General features: G+C 60.8%; 14 protein-coding genes. 2 read left to right on the forward strand and 12 right to left on the reverse strand.

Annotated features, from left to right (window positions below):
- Positions 1-76: 76 nt before the first annotated feature.
- The 5 genes from gltP to ACTJJN_RS09605 form a co-directional block, all read right to left on the reverse strand.
- Positions 77-1405: a glutamate/aspartate:proton symporter GltP gene (gltP, locus tag ACTJJN_RS09585; protein ID WP_011953158.1), complete on the reverse strand. Its 1329-nt coding sequence runs from the start codon at positions 1403-1405 to the stop codon at positions 77-79.
- 728 nt (positions 1406-2133) lie between these two features.
- Positions 2134-2604, reverse strand: coding sequence for an inhibitor of vertebrate lysozyme family protein (locus ACTJJN_RS09590; protein WP_004575249.1), 471 nt, complete (start codon positions 2602-2604; stop codon positions 2134-2136).
- Positions 2605-2606: 2 nt separating this feature from the next.
- Positions 2607-2768 carry a DUF1328 domain-containing protein gene (locus ACTJJN_RS09595; RefSeq protein ID WP_003252966.1) on the reverse strand — a complete coding sequence of 54 codons (162 nt, stop codon included), beginning with the start codon at positions 2766-2768 and terminating at the stop codon, positions 2607-2609.
- 43 nt (positions 2769-2811) lie between these two features.
- Positions 2812-3102 carry a hypothetical protein gene (locus ACTJJN_RS09600; RefSeq protein WP_003252968.1) on the reverse strand — a complete coding sequence of 97 codons (291 nt, stop codon included), beginning with the start codon at positions 3100-3102 and terminating at the stop codon, positions 2812-2814.
- Positions 3103-3274: 172 nt separating this feature from the next.
- On the reverse strand, positions 3275-4096 hold the full coding sequence (locus tag ACTJJN_RS09605) for a BON domain-containing protein (RefSeq protein WP_017147859.1): 822 nt from the start codon (positions 4094-4096) through the stop codon (positions 3275-3277).
- 210 nt (positions 4097-4306) lie between these two features.
- Here ACTJJN_RS09605 and algB point away from each other — a divergent pair, with 210 nt between their 5' ends.
- Positions 4307-5653 (forward strand): sigma-54-dependent response regulator transcription factor AlgB, encoded by a 1347-nt coding sequence (algB, locus tag ACTJJN_RS09610; protein ID WP_003252973.1) that lies wholly within the window; start codon positions 4307-4309, stop codon positions 5651-5653.
- Positions 5650-7431, forward strand: a complete 1782-nt coding sequence (locus tag ACTJJN_RS09615; protein ID WP_011953156.1) for a KinB sensor domain-containing domain — start codon at positions 5650-5652, stop codon at positions 7429-7431. Before algB ends, ACTJJN_RS09615 begins: the two co-directional genes overlap by 4 nt.
- A gap of 14 nt (positions 7432-7445) precedes the next feature.
- Here the strand turns inward: ACTJJN_RS09615 and ACTJJN_RS09620 are convergent, their stop codons facing one another.
- From ACTJJN_RS09620 to ACTJJN_RS09650, 7 genes are all read right to left on the reverse strand, one after another.
- Positions 7446-9044, reverse strand: a complete 1599-nt coding sequence (locus tag ACTJJN_RS09620; RefSeq protein ID WP_003252978.1) for an EAL domain-containing protein — start codon at positions 9042-9044, stop codon at positions 7446-7448.
- A gap of 199 nt (positions 9045-9243) precedes the next feature.
- The gene (locus ACTJJN_RS09625; RefSeq protein WP_011953154.1) at positions 9244-10032 is read right to left on the reverse strand and encodes an N-acetylmuramoyl-L-alanine amidase; all 789 of its coding nucleotides are present in this window, start codon (positions 10030-10032) and stop codon (positions 9244-9246) included.
- A 73-nt stretch (positions 10033-10105) separates the two neighbouring features.
- Positions 10106-12043: a diguanylate cyclase gene (locus tag ACTJJN_RS09630; protein WP_435652963.1), complete on the reverse strand. Its 1938-nt coding sequence runs from the start codon at positions 12041-12043 to the stop codon at positions 10106-10108.
- Between the two features lie 27 nt (positions 12044-12070).
- Positions 12071-12925, reverse strand: coding sequence for an endonuclease/exonuclease/phosphatase family protein (locus tag ACTJJN_RS09635; RefSeq protein ID WP_003252985.1), 855 nt, complete (start codon positions 12923-12925; stop codon positions 12071-12073).
- A 12-nt stretch (positions 12926-12937) separates the two neighbouring features.
- Positions 12938-13570 (reverse strand): thiol:disulfide interchange protein DsbA, encoded by a 633-nt coding sequence (dsbA, locus tag ACTJJN_RS09640; protein ID WP_003252987.1) that lies wholly within the window; start codon positions 13568-13570, stop codon positions 12938-12940.
- 151 nt (positions 13571-13721) lie between these two features.
- The gene (locus ACTJJN_RS09645; protein WP_003252989.1) at positions 13722-14339 is read right to left on the reverse strand and encodes a c-type cytochrome; all 618 of its coding nucleotides are present in this window, start codon (positions 14337-14339) and stop codon (positions 13722-13724) included.
- A 31-nt stretch (positions 14340-14370) separates the two neighbouring features.
- Entirely contained in the window at positions 14371-14673 is a 303-nt protein-coding gene (locus ACTJJN_RS09650) for a c-type cytochrome (protein WP_003252992.1), read from the reverse strand.
- Between the last annotated feature and the right edge of the window lie 83 nt (positions 14674-14756).

Raw genomic sequence — 14756 nt, forward strand, 5'->3', positions numbered from 1 at the left:
GTAGGCGCGGCTCAAGATCTCGCAGATAGCAAAAAGCCCCGACAAGTCGGGGCTCTTGGTCAAACAGCCATCAAGCTCAGCGCTTGGCTGTTTCGCCAACCACTGCAGCTTCCTGCTTCTCGGCCAGCAGCGAGGCGTAGTACTGCTCGCCCTTGACCGCGTCGTACATGCCTTCCCAGCGAGCAATGACCAATGCAGCCAAGGCGTTGCCCACAACGTTCAGCGCAGTTCGGGCCATGTCCATGATGCGGTCCACGCCAGCGATGAAGGCCAGGCCTTCCAGCGGAATGCCCACGCTGCCCAAGGTGGCCAGCAGTACCACGAACGATACGCCCGGCACACCCGCGATACCTTTGGAAGTGACCATCAGGGTCAGTACCAGCAGCAGCTGCTGGCTCCACGACAGGTCGATACCGTACAACTGGGCAATGAAGATCGCCGCGATGCTCTGATACAGGGTCGAACCGTCGAGGTTGAACGAGTAGCCGGTCGGTACCACGAACGAGCAGATCGACTTTGGCGCACCGTACTTCTCCATCTTCTCGATCACCCGCGGCAGCACGGTTTCCGAGCTGGAGGTGGAGTAGGCCAGGATCAGCTCATCTTTCATGATGCGCATGATCTTGATCACCGAGAAGCCGAACAGGCGGGCAACCAGGCCCAATACCATGAAGGCGAAGAAGGCGATGGCGAAGTACACCAGCAGCACCAGCTTGGCCAGCGGCAGCAGCGAGCTGAAACCGAAGTTGGCCACGGTCACGGCAATCAGGGCGAACACGCCGATCGGGGCATAGTTCATGATCATGTGAGTGACCTTGAACATGGTTTCCGAAACAGCCTGGAAGGTACGAACCAGCGGGTCACGCAGCTCTGCCTGCAGGCTCGACAGACCCAGGCCGAACATCACCGAGAAGAAGATGATCGGCAGCATTTCGCCACGCATCAGCGCTGCGAAGATGTTCGACGGAATCAGGTTGAGCAGGGTTTCGATGAACGCGTGCTCATGCTGCACTTCGGCCGCTGTCGCCTGGTACTTGGAGATGTCCACCGTGCCCAGGGTGCTCATGTCGATGCCGGCACCTGGATGGAACAGGTTGGCCAGCACCAGGCCTACGACGATGGCGATCGTGGTCACCACTTCGAAGTAGATGATGGTCTTCAGGCCGATGCTGCCCAGTTTCTTCGCGTCGCCAACACCGGCGATACCCACGATCAGCGACGAAATCACGATCGGGACGACGATCATCTTGATCAGGCGGATGAAGATGTCACCAGCGGGCTGAAGGACGTTGCTGATCCACCATGCCTTTTCTGCACTGAAATGATTCAGTAGCGCGCCGATTGCAACACCCAGGACCAGACCGATGACGATCTGCCAGGCGAGGCTCAGTTTTGCCTTCTTCATGTCTTTACCCTTTGTTTTAGTGGTCATGGCACCTGGCGGAAACACGCGTAACAGCGCCATAGGCAAGGTCACGGGCAGTAAGGGTTCCGTCAGGCGACGTCATGTAAGGACACCGCAGGCGAGCGACCGGGCGCTCTGGCCAGCGAAAAAGGCGGCAACTATTGCGACGGCAAGGGGCGAAAGCTAATGCCTGAAACGCATAGCCCATGCCGTTTATGCATACTGTTTTCGACCTAGCCGGCAGCTTCGCAAGTGCTTGATTTATAACATTCGGAATCCCGAACAAGACCAAACCGCCATATTTCGGCAGATTTGGCGGGACAGGTAGTACATGAAAGATGGCCTGTTCGACAATCCGAATGGCGTAAATGCCACTTGTAGCAGCACCAAGAAGGTCGAAAAAAATTTGATGTACGGTCGAGACAAAATGTGTCCCAGGGGAAAAAACGCGCAAGGGAAGCGACGTTTCCTACATGGCTCCTCGGAAGTCAGGTCTGGCAAGGCATCCCTGTGACACCGCCGACCTGAGGCTTCCGATTCCGCCTTTCCTGACCCGGCCCATTACTGGAGGCACTCCCTGTACCCCTAGGCCACTCCGATCCTGAAACAATCAGAACAGCCCGACCCCTTGGTCATGTGCTACCCCTCCTCGGGGCGGCGCATCATAGAAAGCTTCAGCTTCTATTACGTGACAGTGAGTGACCTTTCATCCGTGCCGGCAATAATGTTCAGTACCAGTTCGGGTCACGTTTGAGCTGCTCCTGCAGCATCGCCTTCATGCCGTCGTCAGGTTTGCCCAGCCAGCGGTACTGCGCATGACGGGTGGGCGACTTGTCGCTCGGCAAACCTTCGGGTACCTCCACGAGCATTCCGTAGGCATCATCCTTGTCCCAACTGAACGCCACGATCAGCCGCTTGTAGGTACAGTTGTCCTGTTTTTCGCACAGCGGGCCGACCAGGTATTTGTCGCCGTCTTCCGTAACGGCAGACATCTGCTCCTGGGCACTGCCGGTCAGATTGACCACCCAATCGGGCAGGCGTTCCTCGCCTTCGAGGGTGTCCTGCCAGGTTTCCCGGTACTCCGGGTCCGACCCGAGCAACTGGTCGACCCGAACTTGACCGTCATTGGCCGCCATGGCCGCCGCGCTGCCGCCCAGCAACAGGGCGGCGACCACGGCTGAACGAAGCTTCCTGCTCATCTTCAACCTCGTCCGCGTCCAAAGAAGAAGGAGGCTACAAACAATACCAGGAAGACAATGAACAGGATCTTGGCGATACCTGTAGCAGCGCCCGCGATACCACCGAAGCCCAATACGGCGGCGACAATGGCGATGATGAGGAAAGTGATAGCCCAACTCAGCATGGTAGTTCTCCTTTCTTTTTGCGGAATCGATCCGGCCGCCTGGTCAGAAAACCCAGCGTTCCTGGGGAACAACTTTTTCCACAGTGGCCGGTGAGGCAATGGCCTGGCCAGCTGGCTGCCAGTCAGCAGCCTTGACCAAGGTGTTGGCACGGGTTGCCTGAATCTGCGTCAACAGGGCAGTCTGAGCTGCCACTTGCTCAGCCAGACGCGCCGTCTGCAAGCTGTAATAGAAGAGGCCAGCGGCCAAGGTCAGCAGCATCGCCATGCCGAGTGTCAGCATCTGGCGCAAAGGCAGTGCGGCGCTCTGCGAGCGGTTGACGGATTGGCGGTTCATGCTGGCTCTCCTGCTGTAATTTTTGTTCAACCTGAACAGGTAATTGCAGCCTGCATGCCAGCCTTTTGATTTAAATAAAATCCTTATAAATCAATGACTTAACGAATAAACGAATGCATCGTGAGGACGTATCCTGCACGATGGCGCCTGTACGGTCGTGCGAATTGCACGATCAGCCTTCAACCTTGGTCGCCACCTTCAGCAGGTCAGCGTCCACGCCCCGTACGCCGATGATCTGCCGGGCGATCTCCACGGCGATGGTTTTCTGCTCCGCGCTAACCACTTCGCCCGAGAGCCGCACCATGCCTGCTTCGCTGGCCACCTTCAGGTTCAGGCCATCGAGGTTGCGACTGAAGCGATAGCTGCTCTGGATCTTGTCGACGATCCAGCTGTCGCTTGGCTGCGGCCCGGTTGGCGCACCCGCCGGCGTTTCTCGCGCCTTGGCCATGGCAGCGGTATCGAGGCTGACCAGGTTGTTGACCAAGTACACGCCGTCGGTGGTACGCGCTACCACGCCCGCCAACTCCTTGGCTTCGGCACTGTCGACCTTGCCACGCAACGTCACCACACCTTCACTGCTTTGTACTTCTATCGGGGCCTTTTCGGTGGTACGGCTCCACAACAGCCGAGCACGGATCACCGCCGCCAGGGTCACATCCTCCAGGCGCTGGGCGTAGGCACGCAGCTCCAGTGGACGCTCCACCAGTTGGGTATTGACCTGCAGCAGGTTCTCCACCTGTTCGATGCCCCGGGTAGCGCGGGCCACGTCCTCGGCCAGCTGCCGCTCGACCTCGTTCTCCACCTCACCGGAAAGCCGCGCCTGCTTGCCGTCCACTTCAACCTTGATACGAAATGAATCAAGCATGCGGTTCAGTGATAAAGCGGTTTGCAGGGCGCCTTCCAGGCGCGCGTCCTGCACAGGGTCGGCGAATGCCGGGGTAACCATGGGTAGCAGGGTGGCGGCCAAAACGGCGGTACGCAGGGAAAAGGGCATGGCAGTGCCTCCTTCGTGGGCAAAATCTGAAAAACATCGCAACCAATGTGCCAGCGCGTGTCTCTAAGCAAATCATTGAAGAATCACGGCTTGTAGACATCGTTCGGCCACTGGCTAGCATGCAAAGGACAGAATCCTTCAGAATTGACCATGCAACTTGCCCGATTTTTCCCACACTAAATAAAGATCTTTCCCTAAGGAGCACAGGAAATGGAATCAGCCCAGGACAACCAAGGCCGCATTCTACTGGTGGATGACGAGTCCGCGATCCTGCGCACGTTCCGCTACTGCCTGGAAGACGAGGGCTACAGCGTGGCCACGGCCAACAGCGCCGCTCAGGCAGAAACCCTACTGCAGCGCCAGGTGTTCGACCTATGCTTCCTCGATTTGCGCCTGGGTGAAGACAACGGCCTCGACGTGCTGGCACAGATGCGTATCCAGGCCCCGTGGATGCGGGTGGTGATCGTCACCGCGCACTCAGCGATCGACACCGCAGTGGATGCCATCCAGGCCGGCGCTGCCGACTACCTGGTCAAGCCGTGCAGCCCCGACCAGTTGCGCCTGGCCACTGCCAAGCAACTGGAGGTGCGCCAGCTTTCTGCGCGCCTGGAAGCCCTGGAAGGTGAAGTACGCAAACCCAAGGACGGCCTCGATTCCCATAGCCCGGCCATGATGGCGGTGCTGGAAACCGCCCGCCAAGTCGCCATCACGGACGCCAACATCCTCATCCTTGGCGAATCTGGTACCGGCAAGGGCGAACTGGCACGGGCCATCCATGGCTGGAGCAAGCGTGCACGCAAAGCCTGCGTGACCATCAACTGCCCGTCGCTCAACGCCGAGCTGATGGAAAGCGAGCTATTCGGCCACACCCGCGGCGCCTTCACCGGCGCCAGCGAAAGCACCCTGGGGCGGGTCAGCCAGGCTGACGGGGGCACATTGTTCCTCGACGAGATCGGCGATTTCCCGCTGACCTTGCAGCCCAAACTGCTGCGTTTCATCCAGGACAAGGAATATGAACGCGTCGGCGACCCGGTTACCCGGCGTGCCGATGTACGCATCCTGGCTGCCACCAACCTCAACCTTGAAGAGATGGTGCGCGAAAGCCGCTTTCGCGAAGACCTGCTGTACCGCTTGAACGTGATTACCCTGCACCTGCCCCCGCTGCGCGAGCGCAGTGAAGACATCCTCATCCTGGCCGACCGCTTCCTTGCCCGCTTCGTCAAGGAATACTCCCGCCCCGCCCGCGGTTTCAGTGACGAGGCGCGCACCGCCCTGCTCAACTACCGCTGGCCTGGCAACATTCGCGAACTGCGCAACGTAGTGGAACGGGCCAGCATCATCTGCCCGCAGGAAAGAGTGGAAATCAGCCACCTGGGCATGGGTGAACAACCCGCCGGCAATGCCCCGCGCGTAGGTGCCGCGCTCAGCCTGGATGAGCTGGAGCGTGCCCATATCGGTGCCGTACTGGCCGCCAGCGATACCCTTGATCAAGCCGCCAAGACCTTGGGCATCGATGCTTCTACCCTGTACCGCAAGCGCAAGCAGTACAACCTATGAAATGGCCGCCCATGAAGCTGCGGACGCGGCTTTTCCTCAGCATATCGACGCTCGTCACGGTGGCGTTGCTGGGGCTGCTGCTGGGTCTGGTCAGCATGCTGCAGATGGCTACAGTGCAACAGCAACTGGTGCGCGATACCACCCATGTCCTGGAAGTGGGGCTGAAGTTGCGCCAGAACCTGGGCGAACAGCTGATGCTGATTCTCGATGAAGACACCGCCCCGGAAAGCCTGCGGCTGCTGCAGGAAAACTTCCAGGACCTGCTCAACCAAGGGCTGGAGCAAGGCGGTGAGCGCACCGGTTTCAGCAAGGCCAGCAGCAACTACCAGGCCTTCCTCCAGACCTATCGCGACAGCGCCACACCCGCTCGCAGCATGGGTGCCGATCAGCCGCTTGGGGCCGCGTTCAATCAGGTGCGCACCGACCTGATCGATTCCCACAAGCAGGCATTGGACCTGATTACCCGTAGCGAGGAGCGCACCCGTGACCGCGCCTTGCTGGTCAGTGGTGTACTCGGCCTGATGGGGTTGGTGGTGTTGGTACTGGGGTTTATCACCGCGCACAACATCGCCAGGCGTTTCGGCCAGCCGATCGAAGCCTTGGCCAAGGCGGCCGACCAGCTAGGCAAGGGCAATTTCGACGTTACGTTGCCGGTTACCCAGGCCGCCGAGCTTAACCAGCTGACCCGCCGTTTTGGTCTGATGGCCGATGCCTTGCGCAAGCACCAGGCCACCAACGTTGACGAGCTGCTGGCCGGCCAGCAGCGTTTACAGGCCGTACTCGACAGCATTGACGACGGCCTGCTGATCATCGACCGCCAGGGCCGCCTCGAGCACCTCAACCCGGTAGCGCAGCGCCAGCTGGGCTGGAACGATAGCCGCGTGGGCAGCAGCTTGGTCGAAGCCCTGCAGCGACCCGAGCTTGAGCAACAACTGCGCCAGGTTCTGCGCGGGGGCAGCCTCGACCGCCCACCGGACGACCTGAACATGGAGGTCGATGACGAATCACGTCTGCTCACCTACAGCCTGACCCCGGTCAGCCACCCGCAGGGGCCAATCCTCGGCGCAGTGATGGTGCTGCACGATGTGACCGAGCAAAGGGCCTTCGAGCGAGTGCGCAGCGAATTCGTGCTGCGCGCCTCCCATGAACTGCGCACCCCGGTGACCGGCATGCACATGGCCTTCGGCCTGCTGCGCGAGCGGGTCAAGTTCCCGCCCGAAGCCCGCGAGAACGACCTGCTGGAAACCATCGGCGAAGAAATGCAGCGTCTGACCCAACTGATCAACGACCTGCTCAACTTCTCCCGTTATCAGAGCGGTTTGCAAAAGCTCGAGCTGGCCCCCTGTGCCATCGACGACCTGCTGGAGCATGCGCAATTGCGCTTTGCCGAACACGCTGCGCACAAGCAGATCGAGTTGATCAAGGAACTGGACCCGCCGCTACCGCGCATCCAGGCCGACGTCGCCCAGTTGGATCGAGTGCTGGACAACCTGCTGCACAACGCCATCCGCCATACCGCCAACGGTGGGCGCATTCGCCTGCATGCCCGACGGCATGCGGAACGGGTGATCATCAGCGTCGAGGACAATGGAGAGGGCATTTCCTATGGGCAGCAAGCGCGCATCTTCGAGCCTTTCGTGCAGGTAGGTCGCAAGAAAGGCGGTGCTGGGCTGGGGCTCGCGCTGTGCAAGGAGATTGTGCAGCTGCACGGAGGGCGCATGGGCGTGTTTTCCCGGCCGGGGCAGGGGACACAGTTCTACATGGCGTTGCCGGTCTGATTGCTTAAACGCGCCTACACCCGCCGCGGCAGGTGCCCGCGAGTCACCAACTCGGCAAACTGCCGGGCGTTCAGCGGGCGGGCGAACAACCAGCCCTGGCCATAATTGACCCCCTCGCTGTTCAGCAGCACTGCCTGGTCCTCGAACTCGATACCTTCGGCAATTACCCGCAAGTGCAAGTCATGGGCCATGCGGATGATATGCGGGGCCACGCCGCTACTGGCGGCATCGTGGCCCAGAGCGTCGATGAATGCCTTGTCGATCTTCAGGCAGTCCACTGGCAGGGTTTGCAGGTAGGCCAGGCTGCAATAACCGGTACCAAAGTCGTCGATCAGCACCTGGTGCCCCACGGCGCGTAGCGCCTGCAGATTGTCACGGGCGACCACCACGTCGATCAGGCCGCGCTCGGTCACCTCGAAGGCAATCTGGCTGGGCGCCACTCGATGCAAAGCCAACAAGCGCGCCGCCACCCGGCCAATACGTGGCACCATCACATCGCAGGCCGCCAGGTTTATCGAGATGTATAGCTTGGGGTGCGAGCGCAATAGCTGGCCAAGCTGTTCAAGCACACGCTGCAGGACAAAGTCGGTGATCTGGCGAATCTGCCCGGTATTCTCCGCCAGCGGAATGAACAGGTCCGGGCTGGTCAGGGTGCCGTCCGGGCGGCGCCAGCGCACCAAGGCCTCGGCGCCCACACAGCGCCGGCTGTCGAGCTCGATGATGGGTTGGTAGAGCACCTGCAGCTCTCCACGACGCAAGGCATTCTGCAACTCTGAGCTCATCGACCGCCGTTGCAGAATCAACTGCAGTACCAACCAACCGATACAGCAGGCCGCCAGCACGCTGCCGGGGAACAGCAACCAGAGCATGCCGTTCATCCTCAGCGGCAGACTGGCCCTCGGGGCAATCAGCACCAACTGGTAATCCGGCGACTTGGTCGGCATTCGGTAGATCAGCCGATCACTGAGTTCCAGCAGCGACTTGTGGCTGGTCGACCAGGCCGAGGGCGGAGGCCATACCTGTGGCGGGCCAAGCACCGGAATGGCCCGGGCGCCGTTATCCAGCACCACGACCAGGCTGCCGCCCGGGGGCAGGTCCACCACATCGGTCAAATGCCCACGGGAGGTGGACACCAGAAACTTGCCCCGGCCCAGCATCAGTGCTGCCAGGTTCTCGTTCGGCTCGGTGGTTGTGTTAAGCCAGTAGCTGTACGTCGGCCCCTGGATATCTGGCGCCCGCAAGGGAACGAACGCTCGCTCATCACCGCGGTTGGAGCAGGCAACATTGTCATCTACATAAGCCGCTTCATAGATGAACCGCGAGCTCAGGCCAACCTGTTGCAGAGCTGCCAGCATCGCCGGGCTGCAGCCGCGCAAGGGTTGGGCCTGCAGCAGGTCTACCCCTTCGCGCAACTGGCCGAACACCTGTTCGAGCCGGTCCAGAAAACGCTCGCCCTGGGCATTCATCTGTTCGCTTTCGCTTTGCTTCATTTGTTGCAGGGCAATGCCAATGCTGGCAGAGAGCAACACCGCGGCGCTGGCCAGCGCTGCCAAAGTGGCCAGCATCCAGGGGCGGTAAAAAATTTGGCGCAGCAAGGCAATGAAGGCTGACATCGAAGGCATCCAGTTGATAACCAAGGTATAGCAACGGAATCAATAATCACCCTCACCGTTTGGCGCTTCGCTGCAATCCACCCACGCTCTTTGTAGAGGCAGCCTTGTGGCTGCGATGAGAACGTTAATAAACCGCGTCGACCAAACCCGCCTCTTCGTAGCGCAAGGCTGCTGCAACAAGTACCTCGCCCGCCACGACTCAACGCATGCGGTTAAGTACCTGCAGCATCGCTGCTGTCTGTGCATCCGGCATGCCGTCGAAGCGCTGCGGGCGGAAGCGCATCTGGAAGGCGGCAATCACATGACGTGTGGCGACATCCAGCACGCCGGTCTGCTCGATCTGATAGCCAAACCGTGCCAGCTCCTGCTGGTACCAGCCAACGCTTGGCGGGTTGACGCTGAAGTAGGCTTGCTGCCGTGCCACGGCGTTAGCATCCGGCCAGATACCCAGCCCGGCATCGGCCAGGCGCTTCCACGGGAACAATGGCCCCGGGTCCAGCTTGCGCAGCGGGGCGATGTCACTGTGGCCGATGATATGGCGTGGTTCGATGTTATTGCGTTTGACAATGTCCTTGAGCAGCGCGATCAGCGACTGGATCTGCGCCTCGCTGTAAGGGTGCCAGACCCGGCCGTTCGGGGTGTCGGTAAAGCCCGGGTTGACGATCTCGATACCAATGGACGAGGAGTTCAGCCAGGTGCGCCCCTGCCACTGGCTATCACCGGCATGCCAGGCACGACGGTTTTCATCCACCAGCTGATACACCGTTGCCGGGCCATCGCCGATCAGGTAATGGCTGCTGACTTCACCCTGGGTAAGCAGCGCCAGGGAGCGCTCCAGCGAAGCATTGGTGTAATGCAGGACAACGAACTGGATGCGGTTGTCCTGATTGGCCGAAGGGTGACTGCGGTCGATGCGCAGGCCCGTCGAGCAACCGGCGACAGACAACAGCAAAAAGGAAATCAGGGTTTTTTTAAGCGTGGAAAGCACGTCAGTGGCCTCAGCGTATGAGCGCTACAGTATAACGTGCTCACCTGCGCTGTGCCTGCCGGACAGCGGCTGGCTAACCATGCTCGACGCGATTACGCCCCTGCTCCTTTGCCCGGTACAGCGCTGCATCGGCTCGTTTGAGCACCTGGTCGCTGCGTTCGCCAGAACGGAATGCACCCAGGCCGATGGAGGTGGTGATCACTACCCGTTCACCCTTGAAGTGGAATGGGCAGGCTTCGACTGTGGCGCGCAACACCTCGGCCATTTGCGCAGCGACTGCGGGCGTAGTCTGCGGCAACAGCAAGACGAATTCCTCGCCGCCAAAACGGGCGATGAAATCCCGGCCCCGCAGGCGCTTGCGCAACTGGTCGGCCACGATCTTGAGGACCTTGTCCCCAGCCAGATGACCATAGTTGTCGTTGATGCGTTTGAAATGGTCCAGGTCAAGAATCGCCATCGCCAGATGACCGCCGTTTTCCTGCCAGTCAAGCATTTCGCGTTCGACTTGCTCGCTCCAGGCCGCACGGTTGGGCAGGCCGGTGAGCGGGTCCAGCAGCGCTTTCTGGCGCTGTTCTTCCAGGTGCTCGCGATAGCCAAGCGCCTCATGCTCCATGCTCGCCACCCGCTCCGACAAGCCTTGCAGGCGACCGGCCAGTTCCTGCTCGCGGCGATCACGCTCGTGCTTGTGCTCGTCCATGGTCAGCAGCAAGCCTTCCAGGCGGTTTTCCAGAATGTGCTTGAGGCTGTCTACATCGGCGGCACCTTGCACGCTGCTCTGCAGGCCGTCGACGTGCTCACGCAGTTGGCTATCCAGCTCGCGGGCAGCGGTGCTGTTGTCCGCGTGACCGGCGCTGGCCTCGTGCAGGTGGCTTTGGAAACCTTCCAGGCGTTCATTGAGCTGCTGCAGGTAGGTTTCGAATTCGTGCTGGCCGCTGTCGGTGATCGCCAGCATGAGGACTGCCAAGTCATCCAGCACCGGGATCAGCTCATACCAGTTCAAGCCGCGCGCAACCCGCTCGCGCATTTCCAACGCCTGAGCCTTGTGGCGCTCGGGCAGGCTAAGGTCATCGAGCAGACCGATCAGGGTCTGCTCGATGTGCGCGGCAACCTGGCTGTAAGGCGGCTCCACTGCGTAGGGCAGGGCATAGGGGCCGTCTTCACCAAAGGTTTCTTCAAGGGCATGTAAGGGTTCTGCCTCAGCCAACGGCTCGCTGACGGAAACTGCAGCTTCCGGCAATGGCGCCTTGTCCCTTGGCAACGGGGCTGGCGCCATTTCGGCCGTTTCGATCAGCGCCGGGCCAAATGCCTCCAGCTCAAGCTCGGGCGCTTCGGCCACCTCGGCAGTCGGAGCAGCAGGGGCCGGCAACGGTTGTAGCGTATCGACGTCATCGGGCCGCGAGGGCTCGGCACTGCCGGCTGCCTGGGGCACAACCTCGGCAGCAGGCAACGCCACCGGCGCAAGCTCTGCTCCTGCCTGTGCATCTTCCTCGCGGCTTCCGAACAACCGCTGCAGAAACCCGGGTCGGGCTTCTTCACCCGGCTTGCCAAGGGCCGACAGCGCGCGCCCCTGCAAGCCGCTCAACTCGCCCAACAGCGGCGGCAGCTCGCGTGACTGGGCAACCCCGCCGTCGAGCTTCTTCGCCAGTTTTTTCAATGGCCGCGAGATATCACTGGGCAGGGGCAGGCCTTGCAGTTGGCCAACCAGTGCGGTCAGCGCATCGCTGACTTGGTTCATGCGGGTTTCGCGACGCTGTTCGGAATCCAGTACCGCTTTCTCAAGGCGCGGAATCAAGCCGGCGAGGCCGGCGTCCATGTTGTCGCTGCGAATGACATCGCGCATTTCCTTCATGCACTCGTCTACCACCTTGTCACTGCCTTCAGCAGCCAGGGTGCTGCGCACCAGGCCTCGACGCAGCAGGTCAAGACGGGCATCCCAACGGCGTTCGAGCTTTTCTTGCTGCTCGATGCTTTTAAGGTATTTTTCTTTCCAGCGCTCAGCGTCTTCAGTCATGCCCGGGTCCGCAAACGGTGATGGCAATTAGCTCAAAACCGGCAGCGTATCCACAGTCAATGCATCAGGCAATCGAATCTCGACAGCAACGGGAAGGTGGTCCGAAATTGGCTGCGCCAGCACCTCGACACGCTCCAGCGTGAGGCTTGAACTGAGCAAAATATGATCAAGGCAACGCTGCGGTCGCCAACTGGGGAAGGTGGCCTCGACTTGCGGGGCGACCAGGCCCAGGTCGCGCAGTGGCGAATGCTCCAGCAGGTCGGTGGCATGGGTGTTCATGTCACCCATCAGCACCTGGTGACGGTAACCGCCTATCAGCTCGCGGATATAACCCAACTGCAGGGCGCGGGTCTTGGCCCCCAATGCCAGGTGCATCATCACCACTATCAGCGCATCTTCGCCTTCGCCAAACCGCACCAGAATCGCACCTCGCCCGGCCGGGCCAGGCAACGGATGGTCTTCGAGCAGTTGCGGCTTCAGGCGGCTGAGCACACCGTTGCTGTGCTGGGCAAAACGCCCAAGGTTGCGGTTGAGCTGCTGGTACCAATAGGGGAAGGCCCCCAAGTGGGCCAGGTGTTCGACCTGGTTGACGTAGCCCGAGCGCAGGCTGCCACCATCGGCTTCCTGCAGGGCCACCAGGTCGAAGTCGCCCAGCAACCTGCCGATCTTCTGCAGGTTACCGGCACGGCCGTTATGCGGCAGCAGGTGCTGCCAGCTACGCGTCAGGTAATGGCGGTAGCGCTCGGTGCTTATGCCCACCTGGATGTTGAAACTGAGCAGCCGCAGACGACCATCCTCGGGCAGGCCCGGGGCCTGCAGGTGATGCTCGTTGACCTGCGGCTCGTGCAGGCCAATGCCACGCGTAGCTCTGAAGCGGGGCATGGGTGACGCCGCCTACTTGGCAGCGCGCTCCTTGTCGATCAGCTGGTCGGCGACATTCAGCACGCCTTCCGGTCCGCCGGCAGTCCCCAGGTCGAAGCGGTACTTGCCGTTGACGACCATGCTCGGTACGCCGGTGATTTCATACTTCTTCGCCAATTCCTTGGCCTGTTTGACCTGGCCCTTGATGGCGAACGAGTCGAAGGTGGCGAGGAACTTATCCTTGTCCACACCTTGAGTGGCGAGGAAGTCGGCCATGTCGTTCTTGTCGGTCAGGCGCTTGTGCTGGTTCTGAATGGCATCGAACACCGCCGCGTGCACCTTGTGCTCGACGCCCATGGCTTCGAGGGTCAGGAACATCTGGCCGTGTGCATCCCACGGGCCACCGAACATGGCCGGTACGCGCTTGAAGTTGACGTCCTTGGGCAGCTTTTCAGCCCAAGGGTTGATGGTCGGCTCGAAGTGGTAGCAATGTGGGCAGCCGTACCAGAACAGCTCGACGACTTCGATCTTGCCAGGCACGGAAACCGGAACAGGGTTGCTCAGCTCGATGTATTCCTTGCCGGCGACAGGCTCGGCGGCCTGAACGGCAGTCATACCGAATACGCTGGCGGCGACCAGCGCAGCGCTGAGAATCAGTTTACGCATGCTTTACTCCTGAGCAGTCATGGGTCGCCACGACGCGACCTGCACTGAGACAGGCCGGGAAGGGCTCGAGTTCTGTAGTGTAACGGCTGCGGACGGAAAAAAGGGCAGCCCGGCCGCCCTTTCATCATTGACCTACAACATTAACCGAAAGTTAATGCAGGCCCTGGATGTAGCTGGCCAACGCTTCGATGTCATGGTTGCTCAGCTTGCCAGCGATGGTGCGCATGGTCATGGCATCGCCATCGTTGGTGCGGTTGCCTTCGCGGAAATCAGTGAGCTGCTTGGCCACGTACTGCGAGTGCTGCCCGCCCAGGTGCGGGAAGCCGGCCAGGGCGATGCCCGCGCCGTTAGGCGAGTGGCAGCCCGTGCAGGCCGGCATGCCCTTTTCCAGGTCGCCACCATTGAACAGCGCACGGCCGCGCTCGACCAGTTTGGGATCGGCGGCACCCACGCTGCCTTTCTGGCTGGAGAAGTAGGCGGCGATATCGGCCAGATCCTGGTCGCTGAATGCGGCCAGCATGCCGGTCATTTCCAGCACGGTACGCTTGCCCGACTTGATATCGTGCAGTTGTTTTTCAAGATAGCGCTGGCCTTGGCCGGCCAGTTTCGGGAAGTTCGGTGCCAGGCTGTTGCCGTCAGGATTGTGGCAGGCGCCACAGACGGCGGTCTTGGCCTGGCCAGCGGCGGCATCGCCTTTGATAGGTTGCGCAGCAGTGGCCGCACCAGCGACACCCAAGGTCAACAGCAGACTCACGACTAGTTTGTTCATCAGCTAATCCAACACGGCTAAGGGTGAAATGTTATGTATCGGGACTGCCGCTCATCCAAAGGATGACCAAACGGTAGTCCTCGGCACTGCAGTCCATGCACAATCCACGCGGCGGCATAGCCTTGAAACCCTGGGTCACGTGCTTCACCAGTACATCCATGCCTTGCGCCAGCCTTGGCTCCCATGCTGCCCGGTCACCCCGTCTGGGTGCCTGTGGCAACTGCCCGGTGTGGCAGGCCGCACACGTGCGGTTGTACAACACCTCGGGATCCTGTGTAGCCTGTGCGCTGAAAAACGGCAGGAACATACCGACAGCAAGCAGCCATTTCGCCATGCGGAACGACCTTCAGGGTTGGGGGCCGCGCTGCGTTCTGTTGCGCGAGCTATTGTTCGACACCCCATGCCCGTTCTCCTTCG

The sequence above is a fragment of the Pseudomonas sp. 22515 genome (assembly GCF_052044625.1).
In the GTDB taxonomy this organism is placed as follows: Bacteria; Pseudomonadota; Gammaproteobacteria; order Pseudomonadales; family Pseudomonadaceae; genus Aquipseudomonas; species Aquipseudomonas alloputida.